The 16,774-nt window shown below is 69.2% G+C and carries 13 protein-coding genes; 10 read left to right on the top strand and 3 right to left on the bottom strand.

Annotation, left to right across the window (positions count from 1 at the left end):
- Positions 1-24 precede the first annotated feature (24 nt).
- From mptB to J4E04_RS10790, 4 genes are all read left to right on the top strand, one after another.
- The gene (mptB, locus tag J4E04_RS10805) at positions 25-1,692 is read left to right on the top strand and encodes a polyprenol phosphomannose-dependent alpha 1,6 mannosyltransferase MptB (protein ID WP_222637793.1); all 1,668 of its coding nucleotides are present in this window, start codon (positions 25-27) and stop codon (positions 1,690-1,692) included.
- Positions 1,689-2,663 (top strand): ABC transporter ATP-binding protein, encoded by a 975-nt coding sequence (locus J4E04_RS10800; protein ID WP_490150476.1) that lies wholly within the window; start codon positions 1,689-1,691, stop codon positions 2,661-2,663. Before mptB ends, J4E04_RS10800 begins: the two co-directional genes overlap by 4 nt.
- Positions 2,660-3,460 (top strand): ABC transporter permease, encoded by an 801-nt coding sequence (locus J4E04_RS10795; protein ID WP_027505292.1) that lies wholly within the window; start codon positions 2,660-2,662, stop codon positions 3,458-3,460. Before J4E04_RS10800 ends, J4E04_RS10795 begins: the two co-directional genes overlap by 4 nt.
- 97 nt (positions 3,461-3,557) lie before the next feature.
- Positions 3,558-4,541: a COX15/CtaA family protein gene (locus J4E04_RS10790; RefSeq protein ID WP_027505291.1), complete on the top strand. Its 984-nt coding sequence runs from the start codon at positions 3,558-3,560 to the stop codon at positions 4,539-4,541.
- Positions 4,542-4,551: 10 nt separating this feature from the next.
- Here the strand turns inward: J4E04_RS10790 and J4E04_RS10785 are convergent, their stop codons facing one another.
- Positions 4,552-4,932: a hypothetical protein gene (locus tag J4E04_RS10785; protein WP_027505290.1), complete on the bottom strand. Its 381-nt coding sequence runs from the start codon at positions 4,930-4,932 to the stop codon at positions 4,552-4,554.
- A gap of 105 nt (positions 4,933-5,037) precedes the next feature.
- On the opposite strand from J4E04_RS10785, the gene J4E04_RS10780 reads away from it, so the two are divergent.
- Positions 5,038-6,003, top strand: coding sequence for a quinone oxidoreductase family protein (locus J4E04_RS10780; protein WP_490150475.1), 966 nt, complete (start codon positions 5,038-5,040; stop codon positions 6,001-6,003).
- A 13-nt stretch (positions 6,004-6,016) separates the two neighbouring features.
- Here J4E04_RS10780 and J4E04_RS10775 read toward each other — a convergent pair whose 3' ends face one another.
- Entirely contained in the window at positions 6,017-6,994 is a 978-nt protein-coding gene (locus J4E04_RS10775) for a heme o synthase (protein ID WP_490150535.1), read from the bottom strand.
- Positions 6,995-7,331: 337 nt separating this feature from the next.
- Here J4E04_RS10775 and tkt point away from each other — a divergent pair, with 337 nt between their 5' ends.
- From tkt to pgl, 5 genes are read left to right on the top strand one after another with little or no spacing between them, the layout of a single operon-like run.
- Positions 7,332-9,431 carry a transketolase gene (tkt, locus tag J4E04_RS10770; RefSeq protein ID WP_490150474.1) on the top strand — a complete coding sequence of 700 codons (2,100 nt, stop codon included), beginning with the start codon at positions 7,332-7,334 and terminating at the stop codon, positions 9,429-9,431.
- 4 nt (positions 9,432-9,435) lie between these two features.
- Positions 9,436-10,557 carry a transaldolase gene (gene tal / locus J4E04_RS10765; protein WP_490150473.1) on the top strand — a complete coding sequence of 374 codons (1,122 nt, stop codon included), beginning with the start codon at positions 9,436-9,438 and terminating at the stop codon, positions 10,555-10,557.
- A 3-nt stretch (positions 10,558-10,560) separates the two neighbouring features.
- Positions 10,561-12,120 carry a glucose-6-phosphate dehydrogenase gene (gene zwf / locus J4E04_RS10760; protein ID WP_490150472.1) on the top strand — a complete coding sequence of 520 codons (1,560 nt, stop codon included), beginning with the start codon at positions 10,561-10,563 and terminating at the stop codon, positions 12,118-12,120.
- Entirely contained in the window at positions 12,117-13,022 is a 906-nt protein-coding gene (opcA, locus tag J4E04_RS10755) for a glucose-6-phosphate dehydrogenase assembly protein OpcA (RefSeq protein WP_027505284.1), read from the top strand. Before zwf ends, opcA begins: the two co-directional genes overlap by 4 nt.
- Entirely contained in the window at positions 13,015-13,755 is a 741-nt protein-coding gene (gene pgl / locus J4E04_RS10750; protein WP_490150471.1) for a 6-phosphogluconolactonase, read from the top strand. Before opcA ends, pgl begins: the two co-directional genes overlap by 8 nt.
- Positions 13,756-13,991: 236 nt before the next feature.
- On the opposite strand, the gene ppc is transcribed toward pgl, so the two are convergent.
- Positions 13,992-16,760: a phosphoenolpyruvate carboxylase gene (gene ppc, locus J4E04_RS10745; RefSeq protein ID WP_222637592.1), complete on the bottom strand. Its 2,769-nt coding sequence runs from the start codon at positions 16,758-16,760 to the stop codon at positions 13,992-13,994.
- Between the last annotated feature and the right edge of the window lie 14 nt (positions 16,761-16,774).

The raw sequence follows: 16,774 nt of genomic DNA, 5'->3' as shown, positions 1-16,774 counted from the left end.
AGCCGCTCCGGTACCGCCGCGCGGATGCGGGCGACGGCCCGTCGAGCGACGCGTCGGGTGCTGGGGATCGAGGGGTCTCCGCGCAGCGACCGCGTCGCGTTTCTGCACGACAACGAGCCCGAGCGCCCCGAACTGAACGCCGCCGAGGTGCGCGATCTCACACGGATCCGCCGCTTCGGTGCCATCGGCGCCGCGATGATGGCCCTCGGTGCACTGGGCGCCGGCGCACAACCGGTTCTCCAGAACCCGGTGCAGGGTGTCCGCGTGCTCGGGCTCTTCGCTCGCGCGCTGCCCGCCGCACTCACCATCACGATGATCGGCACCGCCGTCGTGGTACTCGCATGGCTGCTCCTCGGACGCCTCGCCGTGGGATCTTTCGGCACGCACTCGTCGCCGCGCCGGATGTCTCGCTCCCAGCTGGACCGCACGCTCGCGCTGTGGATCGTGCCGCTGTGCGTCGCGCCACCGATGTTCAGCAAGGACGTCTACTCGTACCTGGCGCAGAGCGAGATCACGGCCCGCGGACTCGATCCGTACGCCATCGGTCCGCAGGCGGCACTCGGCGTCGACCATGTGCTCACCAGAACCGTGCCGACCATCTGGCGCGACACCCCGGCGCCCTACGGACCGTTCTTCCTGTGGATCGGTCGGGGCATCACCGCGCTCACCGGTGACGACATCGTCGCCGGGATCTTCCTGCATCGCATCGTCGCGCTGATCGGCGTCGCGCTCATCGTGTGGGCTCTCCCCCGCCTCGCCGCCCGGTGCGGAGTGTCCAGCGTGGCGGCGCTGTGGCTCGGTGCCGCCAATCCGCTCCTGCTCTTCCACCTCGTCGCCGGGATCCACAACGAGGCCGCGATGCTGGGCCTGATGCTCGCGGGGCTCGAACTCTCGTTCCGTGCGGTCGAGTCCGCGGCACCACTGCGGGGCCGTACCGGCGTGCTGCTGCTCGCCGGCGCGGCGGTCATCGCCCTGTCCGCGACGATCAAGATCCCGTCGGTGCTCGCGCTCGGATTCGTGGGCATGGCCCTGGCCCGTCGATGGGGTGGTCGGCCCCGCGACGTCGCCGCCGCCGCCGCCCTGCTCGGCGCGGTGACCGTCGCCGTGATCCTGGGCGTCAGCGCCGCGAGCGGGCTCGGATTCGGCTGGCTGGACACCCTGGGCACGGCCAACGCCGTGCGCAGCTGGATGTCGTTGCCCACACTGCTCGGCCTCGCCACGGGAGGCGCCGGCGTCCTCCTCGGCATCGGCGACCACACCACTGCCGTGCTGTCCCTCACCCGCCCGATCGCCTCCCTGGTGGCCGCGCTGATCATCGTGCGGATGCTGGTGTCGGTCCTGCTGGGTCGGCTCCACCCCATCGGAGCCCTCGGCGTGTCGCTCGGGGCACTCGTGCTGCTCTTCCCCGTGGTCCAGCCCTGGTACCTGCTGTGGGCCGTCACCCCGCTGGCCGCCTGGGCCACCCGACCGGCGTTCCGGGTGCCGGTGATCGTCTTCTCCGCGTTCGTCTCGCTGATCGTCATGCCGACCGGCGGTGAGGTCCAGCCCTTCGTCATCGTCCAGGCGGCGGTGGCGACAGTCCTGACGATCGCCGTGCTGTACGCCTCGACGAGGCGACTGCTGCCCTGGCGGGCACGCGACGGGGCGGCGGCGCCGGACCGTCCGTCGGACGCCTACGCTGGATCATCGTGACCGCCCGACCTGTCCCTCCGCCCACGGCGTCCGATGCCGGGACGCCGACGGACTCTCCGGCGGTGTCGCTCCGCGGTGTGGTCAAGCACTTCGGTGACGTCGCGGCCGTCGACGGACTCGACATCGATCTGCAGCGCGGCCGGGTGCTCGCACTCCTCGGTCCCAACGGGGCCGGCAAGACCACCACCGTCGAGATGTGCGAGGGCTTCCACACGCCCGACTCCGGTGAGGTCCGCGTCCTGGGGCTCGATCCCATCGTCGACTCCGACCGTCTCAAGCCGCGGATCGGGGTGATGCTGCAGGGCGGCGGCGCCTACCCCGGCTCGCGTGCGGGCGAGATGCTCGACCTCGTCGCCGCGTACTCGGCCGACCCGCTCGATCCCAAGTGGCTCCTCGGACAGTTGGGGCTCACCGATGCCGTCCGCACGCCGTACCGACGACTCTCCGGCGGTCAGCAACAACGCCTCTCGCTGGCCTGTGCGCTGGTCGGCCGCCCGGAGCTCGTGTTCCTCGACGAGCCGACCGCCGGGCTCGACGCACAGGCCCGGCTCCTCGTGTGGGACCTCGTCGAGGCGCTGCGGCGCGACGGCGTGAGCATCCTGCTGACCACCCACCTCATGGACGAGGCCGAGCACCTCGCGGACGACCTGGTGATCATCGACCACGGCCAGGTCGTCGCCTCGGGGACGCCCACCGAGCTCACCCGTCGGGGCGCCGAGGGCCAGTTGCGCTTCTCCGCACCCTCCGGTCTCGACCTGTCGTTGCTGCAGATGGTGCTGCCCGAGGGGTTCGATCCGGTCGAGAGTTCGCCGGGCTCGTATCTGCTCGAGGGGACCATCGACCCCCAGGTGCTCGCGACGGTGACCTCGTGGTGTGCTCGACTGAACGTGCTGGCCACCGATCTCCGTGTGGAGCAGCGCAGCCTCGAGGACGTCTTCCTCGACCTCACGGGGCGGGAACTGAGAGGGTGAGCGTGACATCACGGTCCGAACGTGCGTCCGACCGATTCGCACCGGGGACGTTCACACCGGATCCCCGGCCCGCACCGCGCCGCCGCATGCTGCTGGCGCAGAGCCGCCTCGAACTACTCCTGCTCCTGCGCAACGGTGAGCAGCTGCTGCTGACGATGTTCATCCCGGTGACGTTGCTCATCGGCCTCACGCTGCTGCCGTTCGGCGACTTCGGCACCGAGCGCGTCGGCACAGTCGTACCCGCCGTGATGACCGTCGCGGTGATGTCGACCGCGTTCACCGGCCAGGCCATCGCCGTCGGCTTCGACCGGCGCTACGGCGCTCTCAAGAGACTCGGCGCCACCGCTCTGCCGAAGTGGGGCGCGATCGCCGGGAAGTCGATCGCCGTCCTCCTCGTGGTCGTGCTGCAGTCGGTACTGCTCGGCGCCATCGGCCTCGCCCTCGGGTGGCGTCCGACTCCCGGCGGACTCGTGCTGGGCGCGCTGGTCATCGCTCTCGGCACCGTCACCTTCGCCACGATGGGCCTCCTGCTCGGCGGGACGCTGCGGGCCGAGATCGTGCTCGCCCTCGCCAACATCGCGTGGTTCGTGATGCTAGGAATCGGCAGCGTGGTGTTCGCGAACGAGGCACTTCCCGGCGGCGTCCGCATGATCGCGCGACTGATCCCGTCGGGCGCGATGGCGGAGACGCTCGAGCAGGCCGTCGTGGGACGAGCCGATCTGTTCGGCATCCTGGTCCTCGTCGTGTGGGCGGCGATCTGCGGCTTCTGGGCGACCCGCAAGTTCTCGTTCACCTGACACCGAAGCCGCAGTCCGACCACCCGAAGCCGCAGGCCGACTACCCCGGGCCGCAGGCCAACTACGCAGCGTAGGAGATGCCGTCTACCATCGACGTGTGCTCTCCCGTGCGTACTTCTCCGTGGTCGACCGCCTCCCGGTCCCCTCCGTTCGCGTCCAGCGAATCATCGCGTTCGTCGTGATCCTGACGCAGGGCGGTATCTCGGTGACGGGCGCCGTGGTCCGGGTGACGGGCTCCGGGCTCGGGTGCCCCACGTGGCCGCAGTGTTTCCCCGGCAGCTTCACGCCCGTCGGTGTGTCCGAGGTGCCCGTCCTGCACCAGGCGGTCGAGTTCGGCAACCGCATGCTCACCTTCGCCGTGGTCCTCACCGCGGCTGCCATCGTCCTGGCGGTGACACGGGCACGGCGCCGCCGCGAGGTGGTCGTCTACGCGTGGCTCATGCCTGCGGGCACGGTGCTGCAGGCCGGCGTCGGCGGCATCACGGTGCTCACCGGGCTGCTGTGGTGGACCGTGGCGGTGCACCTCGTGATCTCGATGCTGATGGTCTGGCTCGCGACGTTGCTGTTCCACAAGATCGGTGAGAAGGACGAGGGCGTCTCGGTACCCGCCGTGCCCGCGCCGCTGCGATGGTTGACCGTGCTGTCTGCGGTCCTTCTCGCCGGAGTTCTGGTGGCGGGCACCATGGTCACCGGCGCGGGACCGCATGCCGGTGACGCGGACGTGGCTCGGCTCGAGGTGGAGATCGTCACGCTGGTGCACCTGCACGCCGAACTTCTGGTGGGGTACCTGGCGCTGCTGGTGGGGCTCACGTTCGCCGTCTACGCCGTCAGTCCGTCCGGAGCCTCGGCCATCAAGAAGCGTCTGCAGGTGGTCATCGCGATCGTCGTCGCCCAGGCGTGCGTCGGCATCGTCCAGTACTTCACCGACGTCCCTGCGGCCCTCGTGGCCGTCCACGTCGCCGGTGCTGCCGCGGCCACGGCCGCCACGGCCGCTCTCTGGGTGTCTCTGCGGGAGCGGGAGACCGTGCCGGCAGCCGAGGACACCGACGTGACCTCGCCGCGGCTGGCCCGCGCGGACTGATCGGACGCGGTCAGAGACCGTTGCGCGCCTTCGGGAAACGCGACTGACGCGCCACCCATCCCGCCATCTGCGCGAAGTGACCCTTGCGCGGGGTGACGATGCTCGTCAGCTCGCGGTCCCAGTCACCGAGGGTCACGGAGTCGAGCGAGTCCACCACCGCGTGCGCGATGCGGAGATTGCCGGCGACCCGGTCCCCCAGGATCCCGTCGGCACCGACCAGGGTCATGCGGACACCGGCGCGGCCGAGCGGCTGCAACACCACCGTCGCGGACCCGCCGTGCGCTGCGACGAACGACTCGATCGAGGACACCAGGTTCGACGGCGGGGCCGCCGTCTCGGTGCTCTGCCCGGAGTCACCCTTGGGTGCGTTCTCGATGCTCTCGGTGCTCATGATCGTGAGAATACCCGGTCCGTCCCACGCGTCCCTACTGGCCGGTAACTCAGCGGTGGGTCCGTCCCGCCCCCGCTGTCGCGGGCGCGGTGGCAGACTTTTCCCATGCGCGCTGTACTCGTGACCAGAACCGGCGGACCCGACGTCCTCGACGTGACCGACGTCCCCGATCCGGTACCCGGCCCGGCCGATCTCCTGGTCCGGGTCCAGGCCTCCGGGATCAACTACATCGACACGTACTTCCGTAGCGGGTCCTACCCGCGGGAGCTGCCGTACGTCCCGGGCGACGAGGGCACCGGCGTCGTCGAGCAGGTGGGCTCGGAGGTGTCCGGTTTCTCGGTCGGCGACCGCGTCGCATGGGCCGCAGCGCCCGGGAGCTACGCCGAACTCGTGCGGGTCCCGGCCGCCTCTGCCATCGCGGTGCCGGCGGGTGTGGATCCCCCGCAGGCGGCATCCGTGCTGCTCCAGGGCATGACGGCGCACTATCTGATCGAGTCGACGTACCCCGTGCGGTCCGGCGACGTGGTGCTGGTGCATGCCGGCGCGGGCGGAGTCGGGCTGATTCTCACGCAGCTCGTCACGGCGAAGGGCGCGACGGTGATCACCACCGTGTCCACCGACGAGAAGGAGGCGTTGTCGCGCGAGGCAGGCGCGACTCACGTTCTCCGCTACGACGACGACATCCCGGCACGCGTGCGCGACATCACCGACGATGTCGGCGTCGCGGCGGTCTACGACGGCGTCGGTGCCTCGACGTTCGACGCGAGCCTCGGGAGCGTGCGCATCCGCGGAACAGTGGCCCTCTTCGGTGCCGCGAGCGGGCCGGTACCGCCGGTGGACCCGCAGCGCCTCAACAAGGCCGGCTCGGTGTTCCTGACCCGCCCCACCCTCGCGCATCACATCCGCGACCGGGCAGAGCTGGAATGGCGCGGCGGAGACGTGGTGCGCGCGCTGGCGGACGGAACCCTGACGGTCCGAGTCGAGCATCGCTATCCGCTCGAGCAGGCCCGGCAGGCGCACATCGACCTGGAGAGCCGGCGGACGGCGGGATCGATCGTGCTGGAACCCTGACGCGGAGCGGGTGTCAGGAGAAGAAGTCGGAGACCGTGGACATCCCGAGCACGGAGTCGACAGCGAGACCGATGAAGACGACCGCGAGGTAGTTGTTCGACTGCAGGAACAGGCGCAGCGGCTTCACGGCCTCGCCGCGTCGCACGCCCGAGTAGAGCTGGTGCGCCATGAGGAGGAACCAGGCACCCGCCGCCAGGGCGACCGCGGCGTAGACGACACCGGCCGCCGGGATCAGCGCAGCCGTGGCCGCGACCGTGGCCCACGTGTAGAGGACGATCTGCCGGGTGACGACCTGCTCGGTGGCGACGACGGGCAGCATGGGCACACCCGCCGCCTTGTAGTCGTCCTTGTAGCGCATGGCCAGGGCCCACGTGTGGGGCGGAGTCCAGAAGAAGATGACGAGGAACAGGACGATCGCCTGCCACCCGACGGTCCCGGTCACGGCGGACCATCCGACGAGTGCGGGCATGCATCCCGCGGCACCGCCCCAGACCACGTTCTGCGAGGTCCGGCGCTTGAGCACCATCGTGTAGACGAGGACGTAGAACAGAATCGTCGCGACGACCAGCATCCCACTGAGGAGGTTCGCCGCCCACCAGAGCCAGAGGAAGGATCCGACTCCGAGGAGCGCGCCGAAGACGAAGGCGTGCGACGTCGGCACGGCCTCGCGGGCCAGGGGCCGCCGCGCGGTGCGCTTCATGACCTTGTCGATGTCCGCGTCGACGACGCAGTTCAGCGTGTTGGCGCTGGCGGCACCCATCCACCCGCCGAACAGCGTGGCGAACAGCAGCGGGAGGTTCACCGTGCCGCGGTCCGCGAGGAGCATCGTGGGGATGGTCGCGACCAGGAGGAGCTCGATCACGCGCGGTTTCGTCAGCGCGATGTAGGCGGCGGGTTTGGCCGTCAGCCGGCCGAGTCTCGACGTGGGAGCGGTCGACACGTCCCGGGTCGGACTGTCGGTGAACCCGTGTCCGCTCGGGCTCTGCCGCATACCCACTCGAATCTCCCTCTCGCACCGTCCGCTCCACCACCCGGCCCAGTTACCGAGCGGAATGGTGCTACTACAAGCGATGGTAGACGCCGCCTGTGTCATCACCCCAATCGGCGGGTAGTCGGATGGTTCGGGCGTCGTGTGACGGATCGGCGGCGGACCACCCGTCGCGGAACCAGCGAGGCGTCCCGGACGGAACTAGGCTCGACCGTGAACCGGGTATCCCCGACCGACCCGCCGGGGAACTAGGCTCATCACGCGCGGAGCGGCGACGAGTGCGCCGCGTCCGTGCACTACTGGCCACCCCCACCCCGACAGTGTCAGGAGATCTCCACCCGTGTCGATCACAGACGACATCACCGTTCTCACCAGCGCTCACCATCCGAGCGACTGGACCGATCTGGACACACGGGCGGTGGACACTGTGCGTGTTCTCGCTGCCGACGCGGTGCAGAAGGTCGGCAACGGCCACCCCGGAACCGCCATGAGCCTCGCTCCCCTGGCGTACTCGCTCTTCCAGCGCACGATGCGCCACGATCCTACGGACACCACGTGGATCGGCCGCGATCGCTTCGTGCTCTCGTGCGGTCACTCGAGCCTCACGCTGTACATCCAGCTCTACCTGGGCGGCTTCGGCCTCGAGCTCGCCGATCTCGAGGCGCTGCGCACGTTCAAGTCGAAGACTCCCGGCCACCCGGAGTTCCGCCACACCAAGGGCGTCGAGATCACCACCGGCCCGCTCGGTCAGGGCCTGGCCTCGGCCGTCGGCATGGCCATGGCGTCGCGCCGTGAGCGTGGACTCTTCGATCCCGAGCCCGCATGGGGCGACAGCCCGTTCGATCACTACGTCTACGTCATCGCGTCCGACGGCGACATCGAGGAGGGCATCACCTCCGAGGCGTCCTCACTCGCCGGCACGCAGCAGCTCGGCAACCTGATCCTGTTCTACGACGACAACAAGATCTCCATCGAGCACTCCACCGACATCGCGCTGTCCGAGGACACCGCCAAGCGCTACGAGGCGTACGGCTGGCACGTGCAGGTCGTGGAGGGCGGCGAGAACGTCACCGCCATCGAGGAGGCGGTCGAGGCGGCCAAGGCCGTCACCGACAAGCCCTCGATCATCGTGCTGCGCACCATCATCGGCTTCCCGGCCCCCACGATGATGAACACCGGTGCCGTCCACGGTGCCGCTCTGGGTGACGACGAGGTCGCCGCCGTGAAGAAGGCGCTCGGCTTCGATCCCGAGAAGACGTTCGAGGTCACCGACGAGGTCATCGAGCACACCCGCGGCCTGCAGGCGCGTGGCCGCGCGGCGCACGAGGCGTGGAGCAAGGACTTCGACGCGTGGAGCGAGCGCGAGCCCGACCGTCGCCGCCTGCTGGACCGTCTGACCGAGGGCACGCTGCCCGACGGATGGACCGACGTCCTCCCCACCTGGGAGCCGGGCGGCAAGTCCATCGCGACGCGCGCCGCGTCCGGTGAGGTCCTCAGTGCCGTCGGCCCGGTCCTGCCGGAGCTGTGGGGCGGCTCCGCCGACCTCGCCGGCAGCAACAACACCACCATGAAGGGCGCCAAGTCCTTCGGCCCGACGTCGATCTCCACCGACGACTGGGACGCCGAGCCCTACGGCCGCACGCTGCACTTCGGTATCCGCGAGCACGCGATGGGCGCGATCCTGTCCGGCATCGTCATGCACGGACCGACGCGTGCGTACGGCGGCACCTTCATGCAGTTCAGTGACTACATGCGTCCCGCGGTGCGCCTCGCGTCCCTCATGGACATCGATCCCATCTACGTCTGGACCCACGACTCCGTCGGTCTCGGCGAGGACGGCCCGACGCACCAGCCGGTCGAACACCTCGCGGCGCTGCGCGCGATCCCGAACCTCTCGGTCGTGCGCCCCGGCGATGCGAACGAGACCGCCCACGCCTGGCGCGCGGTGCTCGCGCGCTCGTCGAGCAGCGGACCCGTCGGCCTCGCGCTCACCCGTCAGGGCATCCCGATTCTCGACGGCACCAGCTACGAGGGTGTCTCCAAGGGCGGGTACGTCCTGGTCGAGTCGTCCAAGGCCGCACCCGACGTGATCATCGTCGCGACCGGTTCCGAGGTGCAGTACGCCGTGGAGGCACAGAAGCTTCTCGAGGCGCAGGACATCGCGGCGCGCGTCGTCTCGATGCCGTGTGTCGAGTGGTTCGAGAGCCAGGACCAGAACTACCGCGACCAGGTCCTTCCGCCCACCGTGAAGGCCCGTGTCTCCATCGAGGCCGGCATCGCGATGCCCTGGTACAAGATCGTCGGCGGCTTCGGCGAGATCATCTCGCTCGAGCACTTCGGCGAGTCCGCGGACGCGGCGACGCTCTTCCGCGAGTACGGCTTCACGGCCGAGGCCGTCGTGGCCGCAGCTCAGCGCTCCATCACCAACGTGAAGGGATGACAGCATGACTCAGAACCAGAATCTCGCAGACCTGTCCGCCGCCGGAGTCTCGGTCTGGCTGGACGACCTCTCCCGTGACCGGATCTCCTCAGGCAACCTGAAGGACCTGATCGACTCCAAGTCGGTCGTCGGCGTCACCACGAACCCGTCGATCTTCCAGGCCGCCCTGTCGAAGGGCACCTCGTACGACGAGCAGGTGAACGAGCTCGCCGCTCGCGGTGCCGACGTCGATTCCGTCATCCGCACGGTCACCACCGACGACGTCCGCAATGCGTGCGACGTTCTCGCACCGGTGTACGAGGCGACCAACGGAGTCGACGGACGGGTGTCCATCGAGGTCGATCCCCGCCTGGCCCACGACACCGACAAGACGGTCGCGCAGGCGATCGAGCTGTGGAAGATCGTCGACCGGCCCAACGTCCTGATCAAGATCCCCGCCACCGAGGCCGGCATCCCCGCCATCGCCAAGGTCATCGGCGAGGGCATCAGCGTCAACGTCACGCTCATCTTCTCGGTCGAGCGCTACGAGGCCGTCATGAGCGCCTACCTCGAGGGACTCGAGTCGGCGAAGGCCGCGGGCCACGACCTGTCGTCGATCCACTCGGTCGCGTCGTTCTTCGTCTCGCGCGTCGACACCGAGATCGACAAGCGTCTCGACGCCATCGGAACACCGGAGGCGACCGACCTGAAGGGCAAGGCCGCACTGGCCAACGCACGCCTCGCGTACGTCGCCTACCAGCAGGTGTTCGAGATCGGGTCGCGTTTCCAAGGCATGCTGACCGACAACACCCGGCCGCAGCGCCCGCTCTGGGCCTCCACCGGAGTGAAGGACCCGACCCTGCCCGACACGCTGTACGTGTCCGAGCTGGTCGCCCCGAACACCGTCAACACCATGCCCGAGAAGACGATGGACGCCTTCGCCGACCACGGCGAGGTCACCGGCGACACCATCACGGGCAAGGGTCAGGAGTCGCAGGCCGTCTTCGACGCCATCAGTGCACTGGGTATCGACCTGACCGACGTCTTCCTCGTGCTCGAGAACGAGGGCGTCCAGAAGTTCGAGGCGTCGTGGGGCGAACTGCTCGACGCCACCTCCGAGCAACTCTCCGCCGCGTCGAAGAGCTGAACCGTGGCGACGGAGTCAGCCACACCCTGGGTGAATCCGCTCCGTGACAGCAGAGACAAGCGTCTCCCGAGGATCGCCGGGCCCTGCAGCCTGGTGATCTTCGGTGTCACCGGCGACCTGGCGCGCAAGAAGTTGATGCCGGCGGTGTACGACCTCGCGAACCGTGGGCTCCTGCCGCCCGGGTTCGCGCTGGTCGGGTTCGCCCGGCGTGAATGGTCGGATCAGGACTTCGGCACCATCGTGCACGACGCGGTCCGCGAACACTCCCGGACGCCGTTCCGTGAGGACGTGTGGGAACGGTTGTCGGAAGGCATCCGCTTCGTGCAGGGGTCGTTCGACGACGCCGCGGCGTTCGATCAGCTCACGAGAACGCTTGCGGAACTCGACGTCGAGCGCGGAACCGGTGGGAACCACGCGTTCTACCTGTCCATCCCGCCGGGCGCGTTCCCCACGGTGCTCGAGCAGTTGTCGGCGTCCGGTCTCGCCACCGGACCGGAGACCGAGGACGAGGCGCCGCGGCACTGGCGTCGAGTGGTTATCGAGAAGCCCTTCGGCCACGATCTCGCGAGCGCGAAGGAGCTCAATGCGATCGTCAACCGGGTGTTCCCGGAGGATCGCGTCTTCCGCATCGACCACTACCTCGGCAAGGAGACGGTCCAGAACATCCTGGCGCTGCGCTTCGCCAACCAGCTGTTCGACCCGATCTGGAACGCCCACTACGTGGACCACGTGCAGATCACGATGGCCGAGGACATCGGCCTGGGGGGTCGAGCGGGGTACTACGACGGCATCGGCGCTGCGCGCGACGTGATCCAGAACCACCTGCTGCAGTTGCTCGCCATCACCGCGATGGAGGAGCCGGTCAGCTTCAGCCCCAGCGAGCTGCAGAGCGAGAAGATCAAGGTCCTCTCGTCGACGCGTCTGGCGGAGCCGTTCGCGCAGACCGCTGCCCGGGGGCAGTACACCTCGGGGTGGCAGGGCAGCCAGAAGGTGAAGGGGCTCAAGGAGGAGGAGGGGTTCGACGCGGAGTCGAACACCGAGACCTACGCGGCCATCACCCTCGAGGTGGACACCCGGCGGTGGGGCGGCGTGCCGTTCTACCTCCGCACGGGGAAGTCGCTCGGGCGGCGCGTGACCGAGATCGCGATGATCTTCAAACGCGCACCGCACCTGCCGTTCGACGCCACGATGACCGAGGAACTGGGCCAGAACGCACTCGTCATCCGCGTGCAGCCCGACGAGGGCGTCACGCTGCGCTTCGGATCGAAGGTGCCGGGGTCCAGCATGCAGGTGCGGGACGTCAGCATGGACTTCAGTTACGGCCAGGCCTTCACCGAGTCGTCGCCCGAGGCGTACGAGCGGCTCATCCTCGACGTGCTGCTCGGTGAGCCGTCGCTCTTCCCGGTCAATGCCGAGGTCGAGCTGTCGTGGAAGATCCTCGACCCCATCCTCGAGTACTGGGCGTCCGGAGGTGCGGCCGAACCGTACGAGGCCGGCACGTGGGGCCCCGACTCGGCCAACGAGATGATGCAGCGCACCGGACGCGAATGGAGAAGGCCGTGATCGTCGATCTGCCCGCCACCACCACCGGTGCCGTCTCGAAGAAGCTGGTGGAGCTCCGCGAATCGGGCGGCGCCGTCACGCTCGGTCGGGTGCTCACCCTGGTGGTCGTCATCCGTGATCCCGCGAAGTTCGAAGCCGCGATCGAGGCGGCCAACGAGGCCAGCCGGGAGCACCCGTGTCGTGTGATCGTGCTGGCCCGCGGTGATCGCGACGACGACGACGTGCTGGACGCGCAGATCCGCGTCGGCGGCGACGCGGGCGCGTCCGAGGTGGTCTTCCTGCGACTACGGGGCGAGCTGTCGGAACACGAGCAGAGCGTCGTCCTCCCCTTCCTGCTGCCGGACACCCCCGTGGTGGCCTGGTGGCCGAGCGGAGCACCGGCGGTCCCGAAGGAGGACCCGGTGGGCCGACTCGCCATCCGCCGGATCACCGACGCGACCAACTCACCCGACCCGCGCGCTGCCATCTCGTCGCGACTCGAGTCGTACGCCGAGGGGGATTCCGACCTCGCCTGGTCGCGCATCACCTATTGGCGTGCGCTGCTCACCACGGCACTCGACCAGCAGGCCGAGCCGGTGCGATCGGTGACCGTGTCGGGTCTGCGCGAGGAGCCCGCACTGGACATCCTCGCCGGGTGGTTCGCCGCCCGCCTCGACGTCCCCGTGGTGCGCAAGGTCGGCGACCTGCGTGTGGAGATGGTGCTGGCCGACAGCACCGTGTCCATCAGCAGGCCGCAGACCGGCACCACGGCCACGCTCATCCGCACCGGACAACCGGACACGCTGGTCTCACTCGCCCGGAGGGAGACCCGCGACTGCCTCGCGGAGGAGCTGCGTCGACTCGACCGTGACGAGATCTACGAAGAGGCCCTCGCCGGCCTGACGAAGGTGACCTATGAGTGAGACACGACCGGAGATCCACCGTTCCGACGACACGGCGGCTCTCGCCCGCGCCGCGGCCGAGCGATTCGTGTCGGTGGTCGTCGACGCCCAGCGAGCACGCGGTACCGCATCCGTCGTTCTGACCGGTGGCGGCACCGGCGTCGCGACCCTGGCCGCTGTCCGCGACCTCGGCGGCGACATCGACTGGTCCGCCGTCGACGTCTTCTTCGGTGACGAACGCTTCCTCCCCGAGGGCGACCCGGAACGCAACTACGTGCAGGCCAGGGACGCCCTGCTCGATCACGTCGGCATCGATCCCGATCGCGTGCACGTCATGGCCCCGTCCGACTCGCCGCTGGGCGACGACGTCGAGGCCGCGGCGGTGACCTACCTGCAGTCGGTGGCAGCCTTCGCACCGGAGGACGGACCCGCCTTCGACATCCACCTGCTCGGCATGGGCCCGGATTCTCACGTCAACTCCCTCTTCGCCCACGGTGACGCGGTGCAGGAGAAGTCACGCTGGGTCGTGGCCGTGACCGACTCCCCCAAGCCGCCTCCCGTGCGCATCACGCTGACGCTCCCGGCGGTGAACAGGTCTCGGCACGTGTGGTTCCTCGTCTCGGGCGAGGGCAAGGCCGATGCCGTCGCCGCCTGTGTCGGGGGCGCGGACCCGGTCGAGCATCCGGCCGCCGGCGCACACGGCCTCGAGTCGACCGTGTGGTTCCTGGACGCGGGGTCGGCGTCCCGCCTCTGAGCGACGCGGGGTCGGCGTCCCGCCTCTGAGCGACGGTCAGGCCGGCGGCCGTCCGGGCTGATCGTCCTTCGGTCGGACGGGTGTCGAGGCCGCTGGTCGACGCCGGGGCACTCCCCTGCGCCACGCGGATGCGGTTGCGGTGCAACGGTGTTCGTTCTGCGGAGTCATGACGGAGATCCTCCCGGCGTCGAATGGGTCTGTTCTGTTCGACGCCGGGAGGGTCCTCGCGGTTCCCTCTATCCGCTGTTGCGCAACGCGGTCGCGAGCCCGTTCATGGTCAGCAGGATGCCGCGCTTGACCTGCTCGCGGTCGTCTCCCGCCCGCAGCTGTGCGAGTAGTTCCACCTGCAGGTGGTTCAGCGGCTCGAGGTACGGGAAGCGGTTGAACACCGACCGCGCCAGCGCCGGGTTGTCGTCGAGCAGCCCGTCGTGCCCGGTGATCTTCAGGTACATCGACACGGTCTTGGCATGCTCGGTCGAGATCATGTCGAACACGGTCTTGCGGAGCTGCTCGTCCGGCACCAGTTCGGAGTACCGGGCGGCGAGCCCCAGATCCGACTTGGCCATGACCTGCGCCATGTTGGACAGCACCGTCCGGAAGAACGGCCACCGCCGGTACAGATCGGTCAACGTGGCCAGCTTGTCCGCATCGCCGCCGACCCAGTCCTCGAACGCGGTACCCACTCCGTACCAGCCGGGCAACATCACCCGCGACTGACTCCACGACATCACCCACGGGATCGCCCGCAGGTCGTACACCGAGTTGGTGGGCTTCCGCGACGCCGGCCGGCTGCCGATGTTGAGCTCCCCGATCTCGGCGACCGGTGTGGACATCCGGAAGTACTCGACGAAGCCCGGCGTCTCGTGGACCAGTGCCCCGTACGCGGCCTGGGCGCGTGCCGCCAGATCGTCGAGCAGCGCGTAGGCCGGCTCGGCGTCGTCCCCGAGCCCCTCGACGTCGAGCAACGTGCTCTCGATGGTCGCCGCCAACAGCGTCTCGAGGTTGCGGCGCGCCAGGCGGGGTTCCGCGTACTTCGCCGCGATCACCTCGCCCTGCTCGGTGATCCGCAGCGAGCCGGTGACCGCACCGGTGGGCTGAGCGAGGATGGCGTCGTAGCTCGGGCCACCGCCGCGGCCCACGGTGCCACCGCGGCCGTGGAACAGTCGTAGCCGGATCCCGGCGGCGCGTGCAGCCTCGACGAGGTCGAGTTCGGCACGGTAGAGCGCCCAGTTCGCGGCCAGGTACCCGCCGTCCTTGTTGGAGTCGGAGTACCCCAGCATCACTTCCTGGTTGTCCCCGCGGGACGTCACCAGCGCGCGGTAGACGGGGATGGACAACGTCGCGGTGAGGGTCGCCGCGCCCTGCTGAAGATCGTCGATCGTCTCGAACAGCGGCACCACACCGACAGGCGAGGACGGACCCGTCTCGGCGTCGCCGGGATCGAGGATGCCCGCCTCCTTGAGCAGCACCGCGGCCTCGAGCATGTCGCTGACCGAGGTGCACATACTGATGATGTAGTTCGGCACCGCGCCGCCGCCGAACGTGCGCACGGCGTCCGCGGCGGACTCGACGATCGCCAGTTCCTTGGCCGTCTGCTCGCTGAACTCCGCGCGGGGCCCGATGAGGGGTCGCCGCGTCTCGAGCTCGGCGGCGAGGATCTCGACGCGCTCGTCCTCGGACAGTGACGCGTAGTCCGCGTGGACGCCCGCCCAGGCCAGCAACTCCGCCACGACCTGTTCGTGGATCTCGGAGTTCTGCCGCATGTCGAGCCCGGACAGGTGGAACCCGAAGGTCTCGAGCGCCTGCCGGAGCGTCGCGAGTCGGTCGTCGGCGATGACGCCGTTGGCCGTGCGCCGCAACGAGCGGTCCAACAGGTCCAGATCGTCGAGCATCTCCTGCGGGGCGCCGTACGGCTCGAGTTCCGGCGAGTCGAGGGTGTTGTCCGGAACCACGTCCAGCATGCGGCGTGCCGTCGCCGACAGTCGCCCGCGGATACCGCGCACAGCTCGGCGGAACGGCTCGTCCGCACGGAACGCCGACTCGTCCTTCGACGCATCGGCCAGGGCCTGCAGGTCCGCGTCCACGTCGATCAACCGAGCCGACATGGACAGCTCGTGCTCGAGACCGACGAGATCCGCGAGATACCGGGTGAACGCGACCTGCGCGGCGCGGTTGGTCGCGCGGTGCACGATCTCCCCGGTGACGAAGGGGTTGCCGTCCCGGTCGCCGCCGATCCACGATCCGGGTCGCAGCATCGGCTGCGTCAGCAGGTCGGCATCCGGCCAACGGCTGCGGAGCGCTGCCCGCAGCTCGGTGTTGATGCGTGGGATCACGTCGAAGAGCGACATGTCGTAGTAGCGCAGACCCACCTCGATCTCGTCCTGGATCCGCAAGCGGGACAGCCGGATCAGCGCCGTCTGCCACAGTGCGAGGATCTGCCGCTCGATCTTCGCGTCGGTCTCCGCGATCTCCGTGTCGTCCAGTTCCGTGCGCTCACGGAAGCGCATCAGATCGGTGATGCGGCTCTGGATCTCCGACACGGTGCGGCGACGCGTCTCGGTGGGATGCGCGGTGATGACGGGCGACACCAGGGCGTCGCGGAGCAGGTCCTCCACCGTGGCGGCGTCGAGGCGCGCCGCATCGAGCTTGCTGTAGGTGGAGGCGAGACTGCTGTCCTGGGGCGGCTCCCCGGCACGCACGTGCACGGCGCGGCGGCGCTCGCGGTGAATGTCCTCCGCCAGGTTGGCGAGAAGCGAGAAGTGACTGAACGCCCGGATCACCGGGATGGCACGCGTGATGTCGATTCCGTCGAAGAGCCGGGCGAGTTCGCCGCGATCGATCTCCGACCGCCGCACCCGGAACGACTCCACTCGGGCCTGCTCGACGAGGTCGAAGATCTCCTCGCCCTCGTGGTCCCGGACGACGGAACCGAGTATTCCGCCGAGGAGCCGAATGTCCTCTCGCAGAGGTTCGGTGGCGGGCAGACCTGGATCCACGACTGTCATGGGGACAGTATCGT

Source organism: Rhodococcus sp. NFXS4, assembly GCF_058139645.1.
Note: the sequence above shows the minus strand (reverse complement) of the source record. Positions and strands in the feature narration are given on the sequence as shown.